This is a genomic window from Alkalibacillus almallahensis, assembly GCF_011761495.1.
Lineage (GTDB): Bacteria > Bacillota > Bacilli > Bacillales > Alkalibacillaceae > Alkalibacillus > Alkalibacillus almallahensis.
In genome coordinates this window covers 74293-96157 of sequence record NZ_JAASRU010000004.1, presented here as the reverse complement: position 1 = coordinate 96157, position 21865 = coordinate 74293, and the positions used below count along the sequence as shown (strand labels likewise).

At 38.1% G+C, this 21865-nt stretch carries 25 protein-coding genes and 1 pseudogene; 17 read left to right on the top strand and 9 right to left on the bottom strand.

The window, feature by feature from the left end; genetic code table 11:
• Positions 1-11: 11 nt before the first annotated feature.
• Positions 12-1820, bottom strand: a complete 1809-nt coding sequence (gene pepF, locus FHR85_RS05070) for an oligoendopeptidase F (RefSeq protein WP_167261763.1) — start codon at positions 1818-1820, stop codon at positions 12-14.
• Between the two features lie 262 nt (positions 1821-2082).
• Between pepF and gatC the strand changes: the two genes are divergently transcribed.
• The 9 genes from gatC (at position 2083) to FHR85_RS05025 (ending at position 10868) form a co-directional block, all read left to right on the top strand.
• Entirely contained in the window at positions 2083-2373 is a 291-nt protein-coding gene (gene gatC, locus FHR85_RS05065) for an Asp-tRNA(Asn)/Glu-tRNA(Gln) amidotransferase subunit GatC (RefSeq protein WP_167261760.1), read from the top strand.
• Positions 2374-2390: 17 nt separating this feature from the next.
• On the top strand, positions 2391-3869 hold the full coding sequence (gene gatA, locus FHR85_RS05060) for an Asp-tRNA(Asn)/Glu-tRNA(Gln) amidotransferase subunit GatA (RefSeq protein ID WP_167261758.1): 1479 nt from the start codon (positions 2391-2393) through the stop codon (positions 3867-3869).
• Positions 3866-5296, top strand: a complete 1431-nt coding sequence (gene gatB, locus FHR85_RS05055) for an Asp-tRNA(Asn)/Glu-tRNA(Gln) amidotransferase subunit GatB (RefSeq protein WP_167261756.1) — start codon at positions 3866-3868, stop codon at positions 5294-5296. Before gatA ends, gatB begins: the two co-directional genes overlap by 4 nt.
• Before the next feature lie 30 nt (positions 5297-5326).
• Positions 5327-5695 carry a VOC family protein gene (locus tag FHR85_RS05050; RefSeq protein WP_167261754.1) on the top strand — a complete coding sequence of 123 codons (369 nt, stop codon included), beginning with the start codon at positions 5327-5329 and terminating at the stop codon, positions 5693-5695.
• Positions 5696-5751: 56 nt separating this feature from the next.
• Positions 5752-6639, top strand: coding sequence for a diacylglycerol kinase (locus FHR85_RS05045; protein WP_167261876.1), 888 nt, complete (start codon positions 5752-5754; stop codon positions 6637-6639).
• Positions 6640-6949: 310 nt separating this feature from the next.
• On the top strand, positions 6950-8335 hold the full coding sequence (rlmD, locus tag FHR85_RS05040) for a 23S rRNA (uracil(1939)-C(5))-methyltransferase RlmD (protein WP_167261752.1): 1386 nt from the start codon (positions 6950-6952) through the stop codon (positions 8333-8335).
• Between the two features lie 323 nt (positions 8336-8658).
• Positions 8659-9240, top strand: a complete 582-nt coding sequence (locus tag FHR85_RS05035) for a hypothetical protein (protein ID WP_167261750.1) — start codon at positions 8659-8661, stop codon at positions 9238-9240.
• 180 nt (positions 9241-9420) lie between these two features.
• A complete protein-coding gene (locus FHR85_RS05030) occupies positions 9421-9711 on the top strand; it encodes a hypothetical protein (RefSeq protein WP_167261748.1) in 291 nt (96 codons plus the stop codon).
• Between the two features lie 155 nt (positions 9712-9866).
• Positions 9867-10868, top strand: coding sequence for a tRNA dihydrouridine synthase (locus FHR85_RS05025; RefSeq protein ID WP_167261875.1), 1002 nt, complete (start codon positions 9867-9869; stop codon positions 10866-10868).
• Between the two features lie 171 nt (positions 10869-11039).
• Here the strand turns inward: FHR85_RS05025 and FHR85_RS05020 are convergent, their stop codons facing one another.
• Both FHR85_RS05020 and FHR85_RS05015 read right to left on the bottom strand, forming a co-directional pair.
• Positions 11040-11309, bottom strand: a complete 270-nt coding sequence (locus tag FHR85_RS05020; protein WP_167261746.1) for a YesK family protein — start codon at positions 11307-11309, stop codon at positions 11040-11042.
• 69 nt (positions 11310-11378) lie between these two features.
• A complete protein-coding gene (locus FHR85_RS05015; protein WP_167261744.1) occupies positions 11379-11765 on the bottom strand; it encodes a DUF3021 family protein in 387 nt (128 codons plus the stop codon).
• Positions 11766-12005: 240 nt separating this feature from the next.
• On the opposite strand from FHR85_RS05015, the gene FHR85_RS05010 reads away from it, so the two are divergent.
• On the top strand, positions 12006-12755 hold the full coding sequence (locus FHR85_RS05010) for an SDR family NAD(P)-dependent oxidoreductase (protein ID WP_167261742.1): 750 nt from the start codon (positions 12006-12008) through the stop codon (positions 12753-12755).
• Between the two features lie 267 nt (positions 12756-13022).
• On the opposite strand, the gene FHR85_RS05005 is transcribed toward FHR85_RS05010, so the two are convergent.
• The 4 genes and pseudogenes from FHR85_RS05005 to FHR85_RS04990 form a co-directional block, all read right to left on the bottom strand.
• Positions 13023-13253, bottom strand: coding sequence for a hypothetical protein (locus FHR85_RS05005; protein ID WP_208379609.1), 231 nt, complete (start codon positions 13251-13253; stop codon positions 13023-13025).
• 124 nt (positions 13254-13377) lie between these two features.
• On the bottom strand, positions 13378-13638 hold the full coding sequence (locus FHR85_RS05000) for a hypothetical protein (protein ID WP_167261740.1): 261 nt from the start codon (positions 13636-13638) through the stop codon (positions 13378-13380).
• Positions 13639-14062: 424 nt separating this feature from the next.
• Positions 14063-15102: pseudogene (locus FHR85_RS04995) on the bottom strand (DUF2332 domain-containing protein).
• A gap of 46 nt (positions 15103-15148) precedes the next feature.
• A complete protein-coding gene (locus FHR85_RS04990) occupies positions 15149-15337 on the bottom strand; it encodes a hypothetical protein (RefSeq protein ID WP_167261738.1) in 189 nt (62 codons plus the stop codon).
• 259 nt (positions 15338-15596) lie between these two features.
• Here FHR85_RS04990 and FHR85_RS04985 point away from each other — a divergent pair, with 259 nt between their 5' ends.
• Both FHR85_RS04985 and FHR85_RS04980 read left to right on the top strand, forming a co-directional pair.
• The gene (locus FHR85_RS04985) at positions 15597-16040 is read left to right on the top strand and encodes a LytTR family DNA-binding domain-containing protein (protein WP_167261736.1); all 444 of its coding nucleotides are present in this window, start codon (positions 15597-15599) and stop codon (positions 16038-16040) included.
• 12 nt (positions 16041-16052) lie between these two features.
• Positions 16053-16457 (top strand): DUF3021 family protein, encoded by a 405-nt coding sequence (locus tag FHR85_RS04980; protein WP_167261734.1) that lies wholly within the window; start codon positions 16053-16055, stop codon positions 16455-16457.
• Positions 16458-16573: 116 nt separating this feature from the next.
• Here FHR85_RS04980 and FHR85_RS04975 read toward each other — a convergent pair whose 3' ends face one another.
• The gene (locus tag FHR85_RS04975) at positions 16574-17152 is read right to left on the bottom strand and encodes a TetR/AcrR family transcriptional regulator (RefSeq protein ID WP_167261732.1); all 579 of its coding nucleotides are present in this window, start codon (positions 17150-17152) and stop codon (positions 16574-16576) included.
• Positions 17153-17272: 120 nt separating this feature from the next.
• On the opposite strand from FHR85_RS04975, the gene FHR85_RS04970 reads away from it, so the two are divergent.
• The 5 genes from FHR85_RS04970 to FHR85_RS04950 all read left to right on the top strand — a co-directional run bounded on the left by FHR85_RS04970 (position 17273) and on the right by FHR85_RS04950 (position 21340).
• On the top strand, positions 17273-18082 hold the full coding sequence (locus FHR85_RS04970) for an SDR family oxidoreductase (protein WP_167261730.1): 810 nt from the start codon (positions 17273-17275) through the stop codon (positions 18080-18082).
• 48 nt (positions 18083-18130) lie between these two features.
• A complete protein-coding gene (locus FHR85_RS04965; protein WP_167261728.1) occupies positions 18131-18898 on the top strand; it encodes an SDR family oxidoreductase in 768 nt (255 codons plus the stop codon).
• Positions 18899-19014: 116 nt separating this feature from the next.
• Positions 19015-20034: a DUF2804 domain-containing protein gene (locus FHR85_RS04960; protein ID WP_167261726.1), complete on the top strand. Its 1020-nt coding sequence runs from the start codon at positions 19015-19017 to the stop codon at positions 20032-20034.
• Positions 20035-20119: 85 nt separating this feature from the next.
• Positions 20120-20482 carry a DUF488 domain-containing protein gene (locus FHR85_RS04955; RefSeq protein ID WP_167261724.1) on the top strand — a complete coding sequence of 121 codons (363 nt, stop codon included), beginning with the start codon at positions 20120-20122 and terminating at the stop codon, positions 20480-20482.
• Between the two features lie 132 nt (positions 20483-20614).
• Positions 20615-21340, top strand: a complete 726-nt coding sequence (locus FHR85_RS04950; protein ID WP_167261722.1) for a hypothetical protein — start codon at positions 20615-20617, stop codon at positions 21338-21340.
• Positions 21341-21480: 140 nt separating this feature from the next.
• Here FHR85_RS04950 and sda read toward each other — a convergent pair whose 3' ends face one another.
• On the bottom strand, positions 21481-21615 hold the full coding sequence (gene sda, locus FHR85_RS14350; RefSeq protein WP_167261720.1) for a sporulation histidine kinase inhibitor Sda: 135 nt from the start codon (positions 21613-21615) through the stop codon (positions 21481-21483).
• Between the last annotated feature and the right edge of the window lie 250 nt (positions 21616-21865).

The following is a 21865-nucleotide window of genomic DNA, read 5'->3' as shown; positions in this document are numbered from 1 at the left end:
TGTTTGTTAGTTTATTGTGTTTGATAACTCTTTTCGACTTCTGTCACAAGTGAATCGACGTATGAAACAGCCTTCTTAATCGGTTCTGGCGTTGTCATATCAACACCTGCATATTTCATAAGCTCTTGTGGCGTTTTCGAGCCGCCAAGTTTTAATACTTCTAACCAGCGATCGATGGCAGGTTGGCCTTCTTCTTTGAAGAGTTGTGAGACAGCTGTTGAAGCGGTTAAGCCTGCTGAATACGTGTATGGATATAAGCCCATGTAATAGTGAGGCTGACGCATCCATGTGAGCTCAGCGCCTTCATCAATCTCAACATCATCACCCCAGAAGTTACGGAGCGTCTCACCTTTTTGTTGTTTTAATGTGCTCGCTGTTAACGGATCACCTTGTTCTGCTAGAGCGTAAACACGGCGTTGGAATTCGCCCTCAAGCAAGTGTGTGACAAAGTTATGATAGTACGTCCCTAATAGTTGTAGTACAATCCAACGACGTTTGCGAGGGTCATCAGTATTTTCTAGTAAATGATCAGCTAATAATAATTCGTTCATCGTCGACGGTGCTTCGATAAAGTAAGTCGACGGACGTGTATTGAAGAGGTGTTGGTTTTCATTAGCTAAATATAAATGGCCTGCATGTCCGAGTTCATGTGCTAATGTAAAGGCACCACGCATTTGGCCGGTAAAGGTTAATAAAATATACGGGTGAACACCGTAAGGGCTTGCGCAGAATGCACCTGTTGATTTACCGACGTTATCAGCATAATCGACCCAACGCTCATTTAGACCACGCTCAATAATACTTGTGTACTCAGGTCCCATTACTTTTAGCGCTTCTAAGATTGTCTCGGAGACGTCTTCATAAGATGATTCAGGATTGAATTCGGGATCTAAAGGTGCTTTTAGATCAGCAAAATGGAGTTTGTCTAATCCATATGCTTCTTGTTTGAGTTTCGCAAAACGACGCATCACAGGCGCGAGTTCTTCTTGAATGACGTCAAGTTGGTTGTGATACATCTCTTCCGTTACTTTTTGTGGTTGTAACAACATTTGCGTCGCAGATTCATAGCCACGTGCTTTCGCAAGTGCAACTTCTTTTTTGACTTGTGTCGCGTATGTTGCGGCATAAGTATTTTCATATTGTTTTAAAGTGTTCACGAATGAGTCATAGGCTTTGTGACGAACCTCAGTGTCAGCTGACATTTCATATTCGTCTTCGTATAATGCAAATGAATTGGTATATTCAGTTCCATCACTTGTTGTAAAGGATCCGAAATCCATATCCGATGATTTGCTTCGCTGATAAATCATATAAGGAGCGGAGTGGATTTCGCCTAATGAAGCAAGTACTTCTTCGGTTTCAGGTGCTAGGGTATATGGTTTTTGTTTTAGTAAGTCTTCTAATGTGTTCTGATAGACTCTCAGCTCATCGTTTTCTTGTAAATACTGTTCAATCGTGTCATCTGGTAATGCTAAGACTTCAGAATTGAAAAATGCTAGTTCTGATTGAATCTTAGCAAATGTCGAGGATACTTTTGCTGACATCGCTTGATTTTCCGGATTTGTTCCGTCTTCAGATGAACGTAAATTGGCATACGTTCCAACAAGAATCATGTTCTTTTGGAGTTCTGCTTGGGCATCAAGGCAAGCTTTTAGTACATCAGCCCCTTCGTGTAACCTTCCTTTATATTGTGTCACATTAGGTGTTAGATCTGTTAAGTCGTTCAGCGCTTTCTCCCATTCTGCATTCGATGTGAATAGGTCGTCTAAGCGCCATGTCTGTTCTGTTGGTACTTCTTGGCGTGTTAATCGATTAGCCATAATTTGAAAACCTCCTCAAAATACTTCGTAAGTCTAAATAATAGTATAAAATAAAAAACAACTTGTGTCACATAAATCAGAAAATTTTCATAATAAAATTTTCGACAGATAAATAAGCAGGCTCGACTTTTTCTTACAAATCACCACATATTTCCCGGGTAATAAATGGTATAATAAGCGTGGTGAAAATATTGCCATCATAACGGTAAATTTGCTATGATGAATAGTATTGTGAAGTGAAATATGTACGGAGGTGTAACGGATGTCGAAAATCTCAAAAGACCAGGTTAAACACGTTGCTGATCTCGCTCGTCTCGCTATTTCTGAGAAAGAAGCAGAGAAATACAGTGAGCAATTGAGTGCGATCATCGACTTTTCTGAGCAATTAAATGAGCTCGATACAACAAACGTTGAGCCAACGACACACGTATTAGATATGAAAAATGTCATGCGTGCAGATGAACCGAAAGACTGGATTTCAAAAGAAGACGCACTGAAAAATGCGCCTGATCAAAAAGACGGGCAGTTTCGTGTGCCATCAATTCTGGATTAAGAGGAGGGTTATAAACGATGTCTGTTTTAGATCTATCTATTAAACAGTTGCAAGAGAAACTAAACAATCAAGATGTCACAGTAACAGAACTCGTCCAAGCAGTTTATGATCGTATTCGTGAAACTGATGATGAGATTCAAGCGTTCGTGACCTTGAATGAAGAGAATGCTTTGAACGAAGCGAAAGCATTAGATGAAGCAAATTCTAACGATCAATTATTACCGCTATTTGGTATGCCGATTGGTATTAAAGATAATATCGTAACGAAAGGCATTCGCACGACATGTTCAAGTCAAATCTTATCGAATTTAGATGACCCATTATATGATGCGACAGTCGTCCAAAAGTTATCAGAAGCGAAAGCCATTAACATTGGTAAATTAAACATGGACGAATTTGCGATGGGGTCTTCAACAGAAAACTCTAGCATGCAATCGACTCGTAATCCATGGAATACAGATTATGTACCAGGCGGATCAAGTGGTGGTTCAGCAGCTGCTGTTGCAGCAGGACAAGTACCATTTGCGCTTGGTTCTGATACAGGTGGATCTGTCCGTCAGCCAGCCTCTTATTGTGGTGTTGTTGGTATGAAGCCTACATATGGCCGCGTATCACGTTTTGGTTTAGTAGCCTTTGCATCATCTCTAGACCAAATCGGACCATTAACGAGAACCGTAGAAGATAACGCCCGAATTTTAGAAGTCATTGCTGGACAAGACAAGATGGATTCCACAAGTGCGAATGTAGAGGTTCCGAATTATAGCGATGCTCTAACAGGTAATGTTAATGGGTTGAAAATCGCTGTCCCGAAAGAATACTTTGGTGATGGTGTGGATGAGAATGTCCAAGCCCGTGTTCGCCAAGCCCTTAGTATTTTAGAACAACAAGGTGCGACTTGGGAAGAAGTATCACTGCCGCATTCGGAATATGCCGTTGCGACCTATTATATGATCGCCTCATCAGAAGCATCAGCTAACTTAGCACGTTTTGACGGTGTACGTTACGGACAGCGTGCTGAAAATGCAGAAGATATGATGGATATGTTCAAGAAATCTCGTAGCGAAGGTTTCGGAGAAGAAGTCAAACGTCGTATTATGCTCGGAACATTCGCCTTGAGTTCAGGCTATTACGATGCTTATTATAAAAAAGCACAACAAGTTCGTACGCTCATTAAGCAAGACTTTGATCAAATCTTTGAAAACTACGATGTCGTGATTGGTCCAACCGCACCGACAACGGCATTTAAAGTCGGTGATCAAATTGATGATCCATTAACGATGTACGCAAACGACATTATGACGATTCCAGTCAACCTTGCTGGTGTGCCAGGAATCTCAGTGCCATGCGGTTTCCATCCGGAGAATGATATGCCAGTTGGTTTACAAATCATCGGCAAACATTTCGATGAAGCAACAGTATATAAAGTGGCACATGCCTATGAACAAGCAACGGATCATCATAAACAACAACCACAACTAGGAGGTGCCAAGTCATGAACTTTGAAACAATCATTGGTTTAGAAGTCCACGTTGAGTTGAAAACAAAATCGAAAATTTTCAGTCCTAGTCCAAACGCGTTCGGTGATGATCCGAACAGCAACGTCAACCCAATCGACCTTGGCTATCCTGGTGTGTTGCCTGTTCTAAACGAGGAAGCAGTCAATTACGCGATGACAGCTGCGATGGCACTTAATTGCGATATTGCGACAGATACGAAATTCGACCGTAAAAATTATTTCTATCCAGATAATCCGAAAGCGTATCAAATTTCACAGTTTGACCAACCAATCGGTGAAAATGGTTATATTGAAATAGAAGTGAATGGTGAGACGAAGCGAATTGGTATTACCCGTCTTCATTTAGAGGAAGATGCAGGTAAATTAACGCACGGTGACGATGGTTATTCACTCGTTGACTATAACCGTCAAGGTACCCCACTGGTTGAAATCGTTTCTGAACCAGACATTCGTACACCTGAAGAAGCATATGCTTACTTAGAGAAACTACGTAACTTGATTCAATTTACAGGCGTATCTGATGTGAAAATGCAGGAAGGTTCACTTCGTTGTGATGCCAATATTTCACTACGTCCATATGGCCAAGATGAATTTGGCGTTAAAACAGAGTTGAAAAACTTAAACTCGTTTAACTTTGTTCAAAAAGGTCTTGAATTCGAAGAAAAACGCCAAGAAAAAGTCTTGCGCCAAGGTGGCGAAATGTTACAAGAAACACGCCGTTATGATGAAAAGACGAAAGAAACGGTGTTAATGCGTGTTAAAGAGGGCTCTGATGATTATCGTTATTTCCCTGAGCCAGACTTGATTCCGCTTTATATTGATGAGGACTGGAAGCAGCGCGTACGTGAGGCGATTCCAGAATTACCTGACTCTCGCCGTCATCGTTACGTGCATGATCTCGGTTTAGACGAGTATGATGCGAGTGTCCTAACTAACACGAAAGAAATGTCCGATTTCTTTGAAGCGACAATTGAGCATGGTGCTGATGCTAAGCAAGCAACGAACTGGCTCATGGGTGATATTTCTGCTTATATGAACAAGCAACAATTGGAATTAAATGAGCTACCGATTACACCTGAAGCCCTTACGAAGATGGTCGATTTAATCGAAGAAGGAACTTTATCCTCGAAGCTTGCGAAGAAGGTTGTGACAGAGCTTGTTCAAAACGGTGGAGACCCAGAACAAATCGTTAAAGATAAAGGTCTGGTACAAATTTCTGATGAGAATCAATTACGTGAGATTATTACGGGCATTTTAGACAATAATGAACAATCAATTGAAGATTATAAGAATGGTAAAGATAAAGCACTTGGATTCTTAGTTGGTCAAGTGATGAAAGAAACGAAGGGACAAGCCAATCCACCAATGGTTAACAAGATCATCTTAGAAGAAATGGATAAACGTTAAAGTTCAATTAAGGTGAGAGGAGGTGGTCATATGTCGTTTACTTTTAAACGTATTGACCACGTACAATTAGCAGCACCGAAAGACTCAGAAGATGAAGCGCGCGAATTTTTTGCAGGTGTTTTAGGATTTCAAGAAATGGACAAACCTGAAACGTTAAAAGCCAATGGTGGTGTCTGGTTTGCCTTTGGTAACCAGCAGTTACATGTTGGGGTGGAAGAACCATTTTATCCTGCAGAAAAGGCACATCCAGCATTTGAAATTAAAGGTTTAGACGCATTTAAACACCACTTAGATGAAAAACGGGTGACTTATGCTGTAGATGATAAGTTACCTGGTGCCAACCGAATTTATGTTCATGATCCATTTGGTAATCGACTAGAAGTTTTAGAGTGGTTATAACTGTGTGGATTAATGTTGGTTGAAAACATATGGGGAATGAAGGTGAAACTATGTCAATTAAGCGGGCACGCGTCATTTATAATCCGACTTCAGGTCGTGAGGCGATGCGGAAAGCCTTGCCAGACGTATTGGCACGGTTAGAACAAGCAGGTTTCGAAACGTCAGCTCATGCTACAACTGGAGAAGGTTGTGCGATGGATGCTGCTCAACTGGCTTGCGAGCGTGAATTTGACGTCATAGTGGCAGCAGGCGGAGACGGAACCGTAAATGAAGTGGTCGATGGTATTGCAAGACAATCACATCGCCCTAAGTTAGGCATTATTCCGATGGGGACGACGAATGACTTTGCACGTGCGATTCGTGTCCCACGTGATGTTGATCAAGCGATGAGCATTATCGAAAATGGTTATTCGAAAAAGTTAGACATAGGTCGTGCAAATGATAAGCATTTTATGAATATTGCAGGCGGCGGTAAATTAACAGAATTAACTTACGAAGTTCCAAGTAAATTAAAAACAGCTGTCGGACAACTTGCCTATTATCTAAAAGGAATCGAAATGTTACCATCCATTCGCCCGACTCATATGAAGATTGAGTATGATGGAGAAGTGTTCGAAGGTGACATCATGCTATTCTTAATTGCCAATACGAATTCAATTGGCGGTTTTGAAAAGTTAGCACCAGATGCCGAAATGGATGATGGTTATTTTGATTTACTAATTATGAAATCTACTAATATTGCTGAATTTGTCATGATCGCCAATAAAGCATTAAGAGGCAATCATATTCATGATGACCATATTATCTTTAAACGCGCCCAACACATCACCGTTGAAGCTAAGGATGATGTGCAGCTCAATCTAGACGGTGAATATGGTGGACAATTACCTGGTACATTTGAAAATTTATACCGACATATAGAATTCTTTTTACCTGAAGATTAAAGAGGCCTTAATGGAGGGTCTCTTTTTTCGTCATGAATGGTCCTTGTTTATAGTCTAATCGGCGAAACTGTTATTGTAATCAGTGATCATGATCGTTCTATCAGCGAATTTGACACTCTATCAGCGAAATAGTGTGATCAATCGGCGAAAAAGCGCCATTCATCAGCGAAAATTGATAGTGTATCATCGAAATTCAACTTTTATCAGCGATTATAGTATGCACACCATATTTAGCAATAAGGACTTTAACTTTTAAGCGCATCAAGTTTTAGCTATAATAGAAGCAAGTTAAATAGAAGGACGGGTGACCATGGGAAAAACGAATGCGCCAGTGAGAAAGAATGAATATATAGATTTAGCGTTTAGTGATTTAACACACGAAGGGGAAGGCGTCGGAAAGTTAGACGGCTACCCAATTTTTGTGCCATATGCCTTGCCAGGCGAGTCAGCGAAAGTGAAAGTCATTAAAGTGAAGAAAAACTTAGCGTTCGGTAAACTAATTGAACGTTATGACACGAGTGAACATCGAATCGAGCCACCATGCGATGTGTTCTATAAATGTGGCGGCTGCCAAATCCAGCATATGACGTATGATCGTCAGTTAACGATGAAACAAGACCAAGTCCAAGACGTGATGAAAAAAATCGCGCAAATGCCTGATGTCCCTGTTCATCCAACAATTGGGATGAACGAACCATGGAATTATCGTAACAAAGTCCAAATCCCAGTAGGCGAGCGTGATGGTAAAGTCATTACAGGTTTCTACCAAAAACGAACGCATAATATTATTGATATGGATACTTGCCCTGTTCAGAGCGATGCGAATGATGAAGTGGTTCGCGGCATTCGAGATATTATTGATGAGTTAAACATCCAACCTTATGACGAAGAAACCCATGAAGGCGTGATTCGTCATATAGTTTTACGCACAGGCTACCATACGAACGAAATGATGGTTGTCATCGTGACGAAGACGAAGGATCTGCCTAAACAAAAAGAATTCGTTGAAAAAATTAAGGCCCTTCATTCCGGTATTAAAGGTATTATCCAAAATATCAATGCAGACAAAACCAATGTCATCATGGGTGACAAATCCCACACACTTTGGGGTAACGACGTCATTGTTGATCGCATTCACGATTTAGAATTTGCAATCTCAGCACAATCATTCTACCAAGTGAACCCAGAGCAAACTGAAAAACTTTACGACCAAGCACTAAAATATGCACAGTTATCAGGTAAAGAAACAGTCATCGACGCTTATTGTGGTATTGGTACGATCTCACTGTTTTTAGCCCAGCATGCGAAAAAAGTGTACGGTGTCGAAGTTGTCCCACAAGCCGTTGATGACGCGAAAGATAATGCCAAACGCAATCATATCGACAATGCGGACTTCTTCGTAGGCGAAGCGGAAAAAGTCATGCCATGGTGGAAAGCACAAGGACTTAACCCTGACGTGATCGTCGTTGACCCACCACGAAAAGGCTGTGACGAAAAGCTACTCCAGGCGATGGTCGATATGGAACCAGATCGAATCGTTTATGTATCTTGTAATCCATCGACGTTAGCACGCGATTTAGCAATTTTAGCGGATAGTGGTTATGAAACACAGGAAATTCAACCAGTTGATATGTTCCCTCAGGCTAGTCATGTGGAGAGTGTTACAAGGCTAATTCAAAAGGATAAAGTAAGTTGATGATCATTGAAGAAACCTGTAGCTAGGCACGAATACTTTTGTGGACACAATAAATCAAAAAATAGGGAAGCTTTCATTTTATGATTGCTTCCCTATTTTTTATATTAATCTCAAGTTTTCTTTCTGGTCTTACCTTGTATTCAAACCTATCACTGTTCGCGCAGAAATTTAAAAAATAAAATTTGTAATTTAATAAAATCTCTATTGGATATTTATGATAAAATAGTGTAAATATAGCAATAATTAATGAACATGAACTGAAGCTTGAATGACCGTGAAGCAACTAGCATAGGAATAGATGTTTTTTAGTGAGGAGAATTTCAATGTATTTGCCAGAATCAGATTTGAAACAAATGAGAACAAAACAAATCCTCGTAACAAATGCTTTATTTATATTACTAATGGCTATTTTCGTAGTATTAGTAACTTTAGTAGATATGAGGATGACTTTATTTTTTCTAGTATTAGGTGTTTCATTACTGAGTCAATCAATTGTGGGTTTTATAAAAAAGCAACCGATAAAGTCATTGGTTCCTATTTTTAATCGAGTAGCAAACTATGAACAACAAAAATTGGGTGATGAGTGGGAAAAGCAACGAAAAATTGGACACTTCACGAACTTATTAGTTAGTATGTTAATGTTATTCCAAGCGTATATTTATCATGGTTCAAAAAATTATTATATTCAGATGGATATCATCATCTGGGCTTTTTTATTAACATTATTTCTTGTGGTCATTAATATTAGCATGATTATACATATTAGGAAAGTCGACCGAGCATCCACGAAATTGGAGTTTAAAGGATATTCATGGAGATCATTTCTTGTTGCTTTTGTTCTTGCTTTTATCTTAGTGTTTGTGATTATAGCATTTATTATTATATATGCGGTTTCAATATCTTAGTGCTTATTCGTTTATTAAAAATCCACACTTATTTTCAACAGATCTACGAAGATAAAGAAGTAGTAAGTTCTTTTCTTATCAATTAAGATGAAAAAATATGAGATGATAGTGTGTGAAAAGTTAATTATTTTTTGAATAACTTTCGTATATCTTTAAAACTAGTGGCGAGGAGGACAAATTATGTCTTTTTTACTAGTCATAATAGTACCATTTTTTATCATAGCGTTATATGTTCATCAAAAGTTCGAGTGGGGATCTGAATCCAAGGATGATCGAGGGAAGAAAATACGATCAGAAGCTGCAAATAAAGCTATTCCGATTTTTCCGATTGGTTGGTTATTGATTGAGCTTTATAATGATTATATAGAAGCTGTGTCTTTTGAGTTATATAGAGATTATATAGCGATTTTAGCTCTACTCACATTAACAGTGGTCGGTTTGTCAATTTGGTTTTTAAAGCAGAAATACTAATACTTACATAGACGAAATCTAATTATAAACACATGTGAGAATCTTTTCCCTTGCACTTTAATCCTGAACCCATTAAAGTATATAATGGTTTTAGTAAAGAGATCATTAATGACTTTTTTTATAAATGAGATTGCAAGGAAAGGGTTCGAAGCATGATGACAGATAATTTTTGGCATGAGTTGCCGAAGCCGTTTTTCGTGTTGGCTCCAATGGAAGCGGTGACGGATGTCGTTTTTCGTCACGTGATTAGTGAAGCGGCTCGGCCGGATGTGTTTTTTACGGAGTTTACGAATTCAGAGAGCTATTGTCATCCTGAAGGTCGTGCGAGTGTGCGGGGACGTCTAACATTTACGGAAGATGAGCAACCAATTGTGGCACATATTTGGGGCGATAAGCCTGAATATTTCCGGCAAATGAGTATTGGCATGGCTGAGATGGGCTATCGTGGCATTGATATTAATATGGGATGCCCAGCACCGAATGTGGCAACTAAAGGCAAAGGGTGTGGCCTCATTCGCAAGCCTGAGTTAGCGGCTGATCTTATTCAAGCGGCTAAAGCAGGTGGCATTCCCGTTAGCGTGAAGACGCGTTTAGGTTATACAGATGTCGAGGAATGGCATGATTGGTTAAGGCATTTGTTTGAACAGGATATCACGAACTTATCGATTCATTTACGTACGAAAAAGGAAATGAGTAACTATGATGCGCATTGGGAGCTAATCCCTGAGATTAAGAAGCTTCGTGATGAAGTAGCACCTCATACGTTACTAACGATTAATGGAGATATTCCTGATCGACAAAAAGGCTTAGAACTTGTTGAAAAATATGGCGTGGATGGGGTTATGATTGGACGTGGTGTTTTCCATAATCCATTCGCATTTGAAACAGAGAAGGAAGAACACACGAGCGAAGAGTTACTGGATTTATTAAGGTTGCAATTGGATTTGCATGATAAGTATTCAGAAGAGCTTGAACCACGTATATTTAAACCGTTACGTCGCTTTTTCAAAATCTATGTCAAAGGCTTTCACGGCGCAAGTGCACTTCGAAACAAGTTGATGGAGACGGAATCGACTGATGAAGTTCGAGCGTTACTAGATGAATTTCAAGAACATCAAGGCATCAAAGAAGACCAGGCGTTTTCGGTGTCGAATTGAATAGACTGATTTGAAAGAGGAGAGCTGAGTGCTTTCCTCTTTTTTTGATGACATAGTCTTTTGGAAAAATTCATCATAATCTAATGCGATTTGAACTACAAAAGAGGGCAACCTTCTTCGCGGAAATGTTCACTTTTCTTCAATTAGCGCACTCGTTAGGACACTGCTTAACTACCGTTTAGCAGTGTCCTTATTACCGATTGTAAAAGATATCATAGCAAAAATAATTAAGAAGAAACTCAGAAAGCCATAAGCTGCCCCTTCGAAACCTCTAATGTGAACAAAACCGATATAGAAGAGAATGGCAGCAGCTATAATTAGTAAGATTCCGGGTAATATCCTTATAATTTGATGAAACTCTTTTTTATTGAACCACCACGTGAGTGTCAATACAATAATCCCTGGTATTAAAGCCATTAAGAAAGGTGCTACAACCATCATCAAAATCCCTCCTTACTTAAACCTTATTTCGTAGTTAAATATGCTATTCTCGATTGTTCAATAACAAACTCATTCTGTTTTTACATGATTAAATTTCCTAATCAGCTTAAAAGCGAAGTATGTTGAGACGAACAAAATAATTCCTGCCGTATTAAACTCCAAGAAAATCCTTGCTAAATCTGTAACGGAATTCAGAGGATAAAAACCACTAAAAAGTATAGTTGGAAAAACCGTGACCAGCATGACCCCATAATGAGCCAGGATTTGTTTTGAAAATGGCCATTGAGGGATTTCATATATGACACTGCTCAGACCTAAGAAAAAAGCAATGACACCATAAAAGAAGAAGACACTTGATTCCTCTACTTGCCCTTGCATCCAATTCCATAAAGAAATTATGAATAATAAAACAAGCGGTATTAGCCCTCTAAACAATCCCTTTGATAATAGTTTCAAGCCAATCTTCCTTCCTATGGACCAAATACAATCCTACTCATCATAAAAACAATTCCAGTTAAAAAATGGATATTCATTTTGTGCAATTGTACCATATTAAATGAATCCCAAGTAGTTATAATTTTGCGCTCGAAATAACTAAACGCTTCATATATTCGTCACAACTAACTGATTCACTTTGTTTTAGATCTTCAAAATAAAGGAATACTAATTATAGAGTCATTTAGAGGAGGTATAATCATGAGTAAAACAGCTATTATTACTGGTGGTGGCAGTGGTTTAGGTCAATCAACTGCGAAAAAGCTAGCAGAACAAGGCATTAATATTGCGGTCATCGACATTGATGAAGAAGGTGGACAGGAAACTGTAGAAGTCGTCAAACAAGCGGGAGCTGATGCAACCTTTATTAAAGCGGACGTGTCGAAAGAAAAAGACGTCAAAAACTATGTTGATCAAACCGTTGAACAATTTGGATCAATCGATTATTTCTTTAATAACGCTGGGATTTCTGGAAGTGGACAGTATTTCTTAGATACAGATATTGAAGAAATTGATAAGATCGTCGGCATTAACCTATTAGGTGCCCTTTATGGCATGCATTACGTAGCAGATGTCATGGTGAAAAACGGCGGCGGATCGATTGTGAATACTTCATCAAGCGCAGGTGTGATCGGACAAGATACTGTCGTTACCTATTCCGCTACGAAGCATGGCATTGTGGGTATGACGAAGAGTATGGTTGCTGAATATGCGAAAGATGGTCTTCGTGTGAATGCGATTGCGCCAGGCCCAACTGAAACGCCGATGGTTAAGCAGTATTTCGACAATAACCCACAAATGAAAGAAAACGCTGAACAAGGTATTCCACAAAAACGTTTAGGTACACCAGAAGAAGTCGCAGAACTCGTGACGTTTTTACTGACATCTAATGCTGGTTATGTGAATGGTGATGTGATTCGTATTGATGGTGGATTTACGAATACGAAATAAATTGCGGAAAAGCCACTGTGGAGTACAAATTATAAAAATGTAATAAAAAATGAGCATTTGTTTGTGTTTTAAGTCGTTATTTATACAGGATAATGCAACCCAATTTGTAGGTCTTCAATAATCATTGAAGACCTGCAAAATCAAGTGTAAAAACTAATGCAATTTTAACAATAAAAAATAGAGCAACTTCATTATCAGAAAGTAGTCATTCCTCTTAAAATAATACCTAGTTCTTATTAAACTAACGTCACAGTTATTTGAAGTTTTTTAATTGTCTTTTCCAAAACCTACAACTGATAATATTAATCCTATAAATACGATTAAGTATTCAAATCCGCCTAAATCTGAATTTCCATCAACCGCAATAATTCCACCTAATAAAAGAATACTAAGTCCCAATAACATAAATTTTGTTCCTGACGTATTACTTTTTCTAACCAAAAGAAAAACTAAATAAGTCACTAATATAAGAGCAGGTATAAAAATTAACGTATTCACCACTTCGATTCTCCCCTTTTAATATTAACCTTTCACTTCATAAACTAGCAAAAAAGATAAATCTTTTTTTAAAGATTACGTTCCATTAGTACAATTAGACTAACCATAACTTTAACACTCGCATTTAAGGATGAAATAAGATGAAAGAAGCATAGATAATAGCTACATAAATCATCGCAAATAAGGTGATTAACCCTATAAAAATTAAAGCTATCATAAACAAATCTAAAGAATAGTGTTTTCTTAAAAAAACACAGAATAAAATAATTGACATAAGTACAAGAATACCTGCAATAATAAAACTAGCTCCCCCCACCAATACAAATGAAAATATAAGTATTGCTGCTAGCAAAAAAGCGAGACTAGTTCCTAACTCTTTATTCATAAAACATTCTCCCTTTATAAAATTAACTATACTTACAATTTTACACGAAACTATAATAACCTTGTTTCACTCTACAGCTCCGTTAGTTTAAGAACAATCCTTCACAAGCTCCACATTTATTTTAACTTTAAATTACAATTACCTACTTGGTTAATGGAAATCAACATAGCATACTAATTAAGGTTGTAATTAGTAAGTTGACAACAGCTATTGTCATTCTGTTATTGGGGTTGCGATTTCGTATGTTAATTAAAGTGTTATATCCTAATCATATGAAAATTGGTCTGCTATTTAGTGTGTTAGTTAGTAATTTCTCCACAGAAACGGAACTACTTAGATTATAATCGAGTGGCTTTTTTCATTTTAGACTATTATGCCTCTTTGTATTTATCAAAGTCTTTATAATCGAAAAAGATTAGTGAATCTAGCTCTCCTCAGATACCTCAACCAGATTCCATTCAAACCAACGACCATGACCATCTGTATCGCCAACAACTAGCTTAGTCTCCTTACCATTGATCCAGTAATCAAGGTGCAAGGCTTGATCCCACATATTATTGTAAACATGAATAACATCTCTCTCTCTTTGCCTAATTGCTTAATCTTGTTTAATAATTCATGCTTTCGATCACTAGGTATTTGATTTGCCACATGTGTGTGGAAAATACATATTGCTTGATCGACAGGTATTTCTTTGACGATGTTCTCAAACATGGATATGCCATCACCTTCGATCAGGCTAACTGATTGTTGGTTAAATAGTTCAACAGCTTGGTCAAAGAGCTTTAATCTCTCGATATGTTCAGGCCAAATAAGGGATTTAAGCCAGCTAGATTCTTCGTCATCATTAAGGTTAGTAATGTTTAAATCGATGCCTATTTTGTTTGTGACTGGAGGAGCTGACTTCGGTATTTCCGGCAGTTCACCTTTTACTTCTGATGTAATATGTACGGTTGAATCAACATCCCCATATACCTCATCACTCCCATACGAATAGCTAAACTGATCCCACATTAATTGCAAGCCTGCACTGGTTCCGATTTCGATCATGGCTAAGGGCTTATTCACCTGCTGGTAAGCATAATGAAATACTGGGTAAAGATAAGCGCAACGTCTCACTTCATTTGTCTGTACTAATTTACTGCTGAGCAGGTCTATAATTTGGTCTCGATTCTCTGTGCAAAAATCCTTTAAAACAGGAAAGCAGTCTTTGCTGTTTTTAGGTTGTTTGGTGATGTTGGGATAAAAGTTCTCTAACTCATGATCCACACCTTGTAATAACAGGTGATGAATAGCTCCAAATAGCATATTTGGTTTTGGTTGCCCGTCTCTTGCATAGGTTGATAGTTCAAGTAGTTGTTCATCTGAAGCTATTTCTAACGAAAGATACTCATATAATTCACTCGACCTTTTGCATTCTTCGGCAAATCGTTTAAATCGTTGGGACAAAGCTGCGTGATCCATCTCGTTTCTCCTTTGCTCTTTAGGTATAGATTGTTATCAGAGCCATTTACTGACTCGTGTTTGTTTTAGATTCCTTGAGAAATTTCGCGATTAACCCTGTGCCTACAAGATTCAAAACAATACTTACAGCAAGTAAAAATCCCCATAAAATGCTCGGTGATTCTATTACAATCGATAACATGAGAAACATAAACCCCGTCGTGGTGAAGGTTATCCCCATATTCTTGTTATCCATATGATCCACTCCCATTCGACTACTAGTACTTAAACAAAATTATTCCATTAACTGGAACTAAACGCAAGTTGTAAACTGATTTTATTTACTGATTGGATTACTTAATTATGATAGAAGGATCTTCATCAGAATCACTTTGCATTTCGTCACTTCAAATGGACATTTCATCTGAATTGCCTTCCGTTATATTCCTGCCTTTTATATAATGTGAATTAAATTAACCACTTAATTAAACGATTTTCAGAGAGAGGATGAGTTGATGGAATTAAAAGTTGAGTACGATGATTCTTTGCCTGATGACTTAACGATTTTACGGACTAAATCGCATCATTCCTATGTGGATAAAGTCAGTCAGCTATTTGAGGATCCGTTTCCGTCGAATATGATTATTACCCAAGAAGGATCAAGTTTTTCGCCGATCGAATTAAATCAAATTCATTTCTTTTTTACAGAAAACAAAGCAGTTTATGCCAACACTGAATCTGGAAAACAAAAGGTTCAAGAAAGGCTCTATGAAATTGAATCTCGTCTCCCTAATCATTTCGTAAGGATATCACGGTTTGAAATCGTCAATTTACAGTGGGTTAAACGGTTTGAATATACGTTTGGCGGCCGGATTATTCTTCACCTGAAAAGTGATGAGAAGCTTTATTCGACGAGGTCCTACACAAAGAAGATTAAAAATATCCTGTTTAGAAAGTGAGGCATGTTTAAGATGATTAAAAAGAAATTACTAACTTTATTACTTGTTATCTCTTTATCGGCTAATGCCATGGTTATTGTCACTTGGATCATCACAGATGCAATGGGTTATGATTTAATCAGTCCCATTTTCCTATTTAGAAATATGATTGCTACAGTGGGGATTGTAGGTATTAATACAGTGTTGGGTTGGTTTTATGAAAAAAGCGATAATTTGTTATTTGTTAGTAGTTTACATTTTATTGTGGCGATTACGACTTTCCTTGGTTTAGGTTTATGGGCAAAATGGTTTCCGTTAGAGTGGGGGGTCCTACTTACTGTGACGTTGATTTATACGGGTATATTTATAGTAATTTGGCTTGGTCATTATTTTTACTGGAAGAACCAGATTGATCAAATGAATAGTAAGCTTGGCTAATCAAATGTTTTTCACTTTAAAGAGTGCAATTTTATTTAAGATTGCGCTCTTTTTTTATAGATTGGATATTTCCATTAGGATTGTGATTGCTGAAGTTGGATTTTTTCGAAGATGATTCAATCACTGCTCGAATGATTATGAGTCGCACGATCAATAGTTTGTGAAATATACTGTGACCAATCGGTTGAGCTGATCGTAACGAGTGATTCGCCAGCTTCCTCAGGACTTACTTGAAACCCGCTTGTTACCCAGTCGGATAGAAAACCGATTGTTCCATAGCTAGCAAAGGTTGCATAACTGCGATTGTTGTAGACATGGATAAGCTGGTCTTTCAACAGATTCGATAACGATTGCATAAATTGAGGATCTCGAAAAGCATGCTGGTAAAAAGCGCGATAAGACAGAACATGATGACAAATATTAACGGTCACATCATAAATTGTGACGGTTTGATTCTCTGTGTCAGGCTCTTGTCTGAAATGGGCAAGAAAAGCGTCGGTGATCTTAGCTTCGAGTTGGTCCATTAAGTCATATTTGTCATAGTAGTGTAAATAAAACGTCGAACGACTTACACCTGCATGCTGCACAATTGTTTTGACAGAAATCTGATCGATTGATTTTGTTTCGAGAAGGGTTAATAGACCTAGATTAATGGATTCTTTGGCTGTGTGTTGTTCAGGTTGATGATTCGTCATTGTATTCCCACCTCGGCTGGACATTTGGCCTATAAATGTCGTTTGTTTTTCATCATATCATACCTTACGATATAAGTAGAAAGAATGATAGTTATGAAAGCCAGATAGGAGGTGTTTTTAGTGGCAACGGTAAGCGTTATCACCGGTGGAACGGGTGGAATGGGCCTGAGAACGGCTGAACGATTAGGGTCAGATCACTACATTTTACTGGCGGATTTGGATGAAGAAAAACTGTTAGAGGCAAAGAAACATTTACAGTCGAAGGGGATTCCTAATGTTTCTACTTTAAAAACAGATATCACGAAAGCTAGTGATGTGAAAGAACTTGCAGAGCTTGCTCAGTCACTGGGAACTTTGCATTCTATTATTCATGCGGCTGGTTTGTCACCGACGATGGCTGAGGCTGACAAAATACTAGACGTTAACTTAGTTGGGACAGGTCATATTGTGAATGAGTTTTATCATTTGGCTGGTCCTAAAACAGTGGCGGTATGTATTTCATCGATGAGTGGTCACTTTGTACCTGCAGAGGGACCATATACTGATATTTTGAAAGATCCATTAAATGAACGCGTCAAAGAATTAATGGAACCATATGTCAACGGCGATGCTGGCGCAGCTTATAGTTTATCTAAATTAGGTGTGCAATTAATCGTAGAAGATGAAGCTGAAAGATGGGGCGAAAAACAAGCGAGAATCGTGTCGCTATCGCCTGGAACAATTAATACATCGATGGGACGACAGGAAGCTTCTCAACAGGAACAAATGAAGTGGATGTTAGAAAAAACGCCACTACAACGAGAAGGCGAGTCTGACGAAATCGCATCAGTCATCGAATTTTTAGTGAGTGATGCTGCCTCTTATATGACTGGAACAGATATAAGAGTAGATGGTGGCACGACTGCTAATGTGAAGAAATATCGCTCATAGTAATGGTTGAGTGATAGTCAATATAATTTTTACCTAGGAGGATTTCTTATGAGATTACAAGATAAGGTTGCCGTTGTAACAGGTGCTGCATCAGGTATGGGCAAATCGATTGCAGAAGTTTACGCAAATGAAGGAGCTAAAGTGGTCTTAGTTGACTTAAACTTTGAAGGTGTTGAAGAAGTAGCGAGAGCGATTCAAAATACCGGTGGCGAAGCGAAGGCTGTTTCAGCTAATGTTGCTAAACGCGAAGATGTTGAGAATATGATTGATACAGCTGTTGAAGCTTATGGAACACTTGATATTTTAGTCAATAATGCTGGTATTATGGATTTAATGGAACCAGTCGGCGATATTGTTGATGACAAATGGGATCAAATCATGGATGTCAACGTGAAGGGTGTTATGATGGCAACGCGTAAAGCGGTCCCGATCTTCCGAGAACAAGGACAGGGCACAATCATTAACACGGCATCTACTGGTGGTTTAAACGGTGCACATGCGGGTGCTTCTTATGCTGCATCAAAACATGCTGTGGTTGGACTTACGAAAAACACAGCTTTCATGTATGCTCAAGAAGGTATTCGTTGTAATGCAATTGCTCCAGGTGCAGTTGAGACGAATATTATGAACGAAGAAGCCATGAAAAATGTTAATCAATTCGGAGGCAGCCGTACGCGTTTAGCCCAATCGGTCATTCCACGTACGGGTAAACCAGAAGAAATAGCGAAAGTTGCTCTATTCTTAGCATCAGATGATTCAAGCTTTGTGAACGGTGATGTCATCGTAGCAGATGCAGGTTGGACGGCTGCATTTTAATAGTATCTTAAGTTAATAGTTTAAAGTAGTTCAATTTAGGTGTTTTGATCCTTAATTGAACTACTTTTTTTAGATATAAGATAGTGAATACCATAGCATAGAAAGGTATGATGTTATTGAAACAGGTTGAAATAAAAGATCGAGGTCCATTATTAGATCAAAATGGTCATTTGCTTCAGGCTGGTTATGCACGGTCACTATTATTAGATTATGACCGACAAATGGTAAAAGCTCCTAAATGGCGGATTAAAGAATGGGATTACTACTTTATAGGTAATGATGAAGTAGGTGTGTCACTGACGGTAGCTGATAATTCATTTATGGGTTTAGCTGGTGTTGAAGTTTATGATTTTAACAATCAAGACATGAAGAGCTTTTCAAAGATGATGCCATTTCCAATGGGCAAATTAAATATGCCGACAACGAGCGCGGTAGGTGATATAACTTATCACCACAAATCCATTCAAGTCGATATGATTTCACATGATACTCATAAAGAATTGCATTGTGTTGTACCTGATTTAGGAGATGGACGGTATTTCGAGTTAAATGTGGATCTTTATTACCGTAATGATGACTCAATGGTGATTGCGACGCCGTTTCCTGATAATCGAAAGGCGTTTTACTATAATCAAAAGATTAATAATCTCGAAGCGCATGGCTCAATGCAAGTGGGTGATCAGACATACGTATTAGATGGGATGTTTGGTTTACTTGACTGGGGACGAGGCGTGTGGACGTACAATAATACGTGGTACTGGAGCTCAGCGTCGACACGATTAGAAGACGGATCGTTGTTTGGTTTTAATCTAGGTTATGGCTTTGGAGATACAAGCCAAGCAACGGAAAATATGGCATTTTATCAAGGAAAAGCTTATAAATTAGGTGATGTAGACTTCGCGCCTGAGTCAGAAGATTTCATGGATCAATGGCACTTCGTCTCTAGAGATGGCTTGATCAATATGACCTTTGAACCTATCTTACTAAAACATGAAGATATTAATTTAGGTGTGATTCGTCACCATCCGAAGCAAGCGTTTGGATACTTTGAAGGTACGATTCAGCTAAGTTCAGATCAAACGATTTCAGTCGATCATGTATTTGGTTTTGCGGAAAAAGTTCACAATAAATGGTAACTAATGGTTGTCATATGAAACCTAGTTTTATAAACTAAACTTAATAAGTTAGCAAGTATACTAGATCGTTAGGAGGCAGTTCGTGATGGCATCGATTCTTTTAAAACGTATATATGATGATTATGCTGAAACGGATGGTTATCGAGTGTTAGTCGATCGCTTATGGCCACGAGGGATCAAGAAAGAAAAGGCAAAAGTAGATTACTGGCCAAAGGTATTAACGCCGAGCAACGATTTACGGAAGTCGCTGCATGATGACGACATGGACTGGGAGTCATTTAAGAAAGCTTATCGTGATGAGCTAGAAAGTACTGAAGGTGTACAGGAAGCAGTGACAACGATTAGTGAACAACTGAAACACGGTGATGTCACGTTACTTTTTGCCTCTAAAAACACGCAACAAAATCATGCTCAAGTGTTAAAGGGTTGGTTGGAGAAACGAGTTTGATCAAAGACAAACGTATTTGAAATTAGCAGAATACACGATGTGATTTTATATTGAACTGTATAAGGCTGGTGTGTTTACACCGCCTTTTTTATTGTGTATTTCTTGTTAAAAACGAATGAAAGGAGGAGAGAGATGACTAAAGTAATAGCGTTATTTATCGCAGCTTCTGTAGGGATTTTTCTAAGATGGCAATTTACGGGTGAATTTGATATGAACCAATTACTAATAGCTTTACTCTTATTAATCGCAGCACCTGTTATTTATAGGTTCTCGCGACGTTTAAATACTCGCGATGAACAATATGAACCCGAACATTCTCATAAACCTTGGGCGACATCTATTAGCGAAAAGTGGTTAACGGGGAAGAAATACATATTTCATTACGGCAGGCGTGAAGCGAGTTACCATCGAGTATATCAGCGTCAGTGGCATAAATTAGTTGCCGATTTAATGCCTACTCCAGGATTATGGTTTTTGAATTTAAGGTTTAGATTTACCGATCCAGCTGCAGTTTATCATGTATCAACTGCTAAATCGGACTGGAAAAATGACGCATATCAAATAACTAAAGATGATGAAAGTGTTGCTAGAATCTCAACTGATGTTAATTTAAAAACAGCATCACGCTTTTTAGAGGTTATGCATCTTGAAATGGGTGGGCGTAAGTTTACTTTTCAAGCTAAAAGCATTCGTGCACATATTGAAGTGTATGAAGGTAATACTTTAATAGGTGAAATCTCTAAGGGGAAGTATGGTGAGAAATTATTTCATCCAAAAATCAACTTGGGTGATGAAATAGAACGCGCTTTAATCATGACTTGGATTGTATTTACCTATCGATTTGACAAATACAACTAACATTAAGAAAGCCTTAGTCGGACGATATTGTGTCACGACTAAGGCTTTCTTTGTGAGAAAAAAGGGGGAACTTTAATCAAATGTGTTGTGTTAATTATAATGTACCCCGTCCGCGTCCATTCTAAACACATCATATTAAATTATTTGATTTCATCTGGTTGAATACCTCGTATATGGAGTTCTTTTTCTATTAATTTGATGAAATCTTCAGCTAAGTTTTGTTTGATCGCTTGTTCATAAGCTTCGATTAATGTTGAATTACTTAAATCGTACACTACTAATCCTCCTGCTATGTCTGATAGGGCGTCTTGCTGAAAATTCTTTTTTTACTACAAGGAATAGTATACATGATGTTATAAAAATGTCTATATATTTCAACAAATGTTCAAATATTTTTGTCCCTGCTTAACATTTTGTGGTATTTGCTAGGAATAGAGCATTATTTTTGTGAGGAATTTCGATAATATTCGAGTGCTTTTGTCGAATGGGAAACAAGCGATTTTTTAGACATCATTAATGATCTTG

Excerpts from the sequence above, each read along its gene's own strand:
- pepF (WP_167261763.1), bottom strand. The coding sequence starts at position 1,820 with ATGGCTAATCGATTAACACGCCAAGAAGTACCAACAGAACAGACATGG.
- gatC (WP_167261760.1), top strand. The coding sequence starts at position 2,083 with ATGTCGAAAATCTCAAAAGACCAGGTTAAACACGTTGCTGATCTCGCT.
- gatA (WP_167261758.1), top strand. The coding sequence starts at position 2,391 with ATGTCTGTTTTAGATCTATCTATTAAACAGTTGCAAGAGAAACTAAAC.
- gatB (WP_167261756.1), top strand. The coding sequence starts at position 3,866 with ATGAACTTTGAAACAATCATTGGTTTAGAAGTCCACGTTGAGTTGAAA.
- FHR85_RS05050 (WP_167261754.1), top strand. The coding sequence starts at position 5,327 with ATGTCGTTTACTTTTAAACGTATTGACCACGTACAATTAGCAGCACCG.
- rlmD (WP_167261752.1), top strand. The coding sequence starts at position 6,950 with ATGGGAAAAACGAATGCGCCAGTGAGAAAGAATGAATATATAGATTTA.
- FHR85_RS05035 (WP_167261750.1), top strand. The coding sequence starts at position 8,659 with ATGTATTTGCCAGAATCAGATTTGAAACAAATGAGAACAAAACAAATC.
- FHR85_RS05030 (WP_167261748.1), top strand. The coding sequence starts at position 9,421 with ATGTCTTTTTTACTAGTCATAATAGTACCATTTTTTATCATAGCGTTA.
- FHR85_RS05025 (WP_167261875.1), top strand. The coding sequence starts at position 9,867 with ATGACAGATAATTTTTGGCATGAGTTGCCGAAGCCGTTTTTCGTGTTG.
- FHR85_RS05020 (WP_167261746.1), bottom strand. The coding sequence starts at position 11,309 with ATGATGGTTGTAGCACCTTTCTTAATGGCTTTAATACCAGGGATTATT.
- FHR85_RS05010 (WP_167261742.1), top strand. The coding sequence starts at position 12,006 with ATGAGTAAAACAGCTATTATTACTGGTGGTGGCAGTGGTTTAGGTCAA.
- FHR85_RS05000 (WP_167261740.1), bottom strand. The coding sequence starts at position 13,638 with ATGAATAAAGAGTTAGGAACTAGTCTCGCTTTTTTGCTAGCAGCAATA.
- FHR85_RS04990 (WP_167261738.1), bottom strand. The coding sequence starts at position 15,337 with ATGGATAACAAGAATATGGGGATAACCTTCACCACGACGGGGTTTATG.
- FHR85_RS04985 (WP_167261736.1), top strand. The coding sequence starts at position 15,597 with ATGGAATTAAAAGTTGAGTACGATGATTCTTTGCCTGATGACTTAACG.
- FHR85_RS04980 (WP_167261734.1), top strand. The coding sequence starts at position 16,053 with ATGATTAAAAAGAAATTACTAACTTTATTACTTGTTATCTCTTTATCG.
- FHR85_RS04975 (WP_167261732.1), bottom strand. The coding sequence starts at position 17,152 with ATGACGAATCATCAACCTGAACAACACACAGCCAAAGAATCCATTAAT.
- FHR85_RS04965 (WP_167261728.1), top strand. The coding sequence starts at position 18,131 with ATGAGATTACAAGATAAGGTTGCCGTTGTAACAGGTGCTGCATCAGGT.
- FHR85_RS04955 (WP_167261724.1), top strand. The coding sequence starts at position 20,120 with ATGGCATCGATTCTTTTAAAACGTATATATGATGATTATGCTGAAACG.
- FHR85_RS04950 (WP_167261722.1), top strand. The coding sequence starts at position 20,615 with ATGACTAAAGTAATAGCGTTATTTATCGCAGCTTCTGTAGGGATTTTT.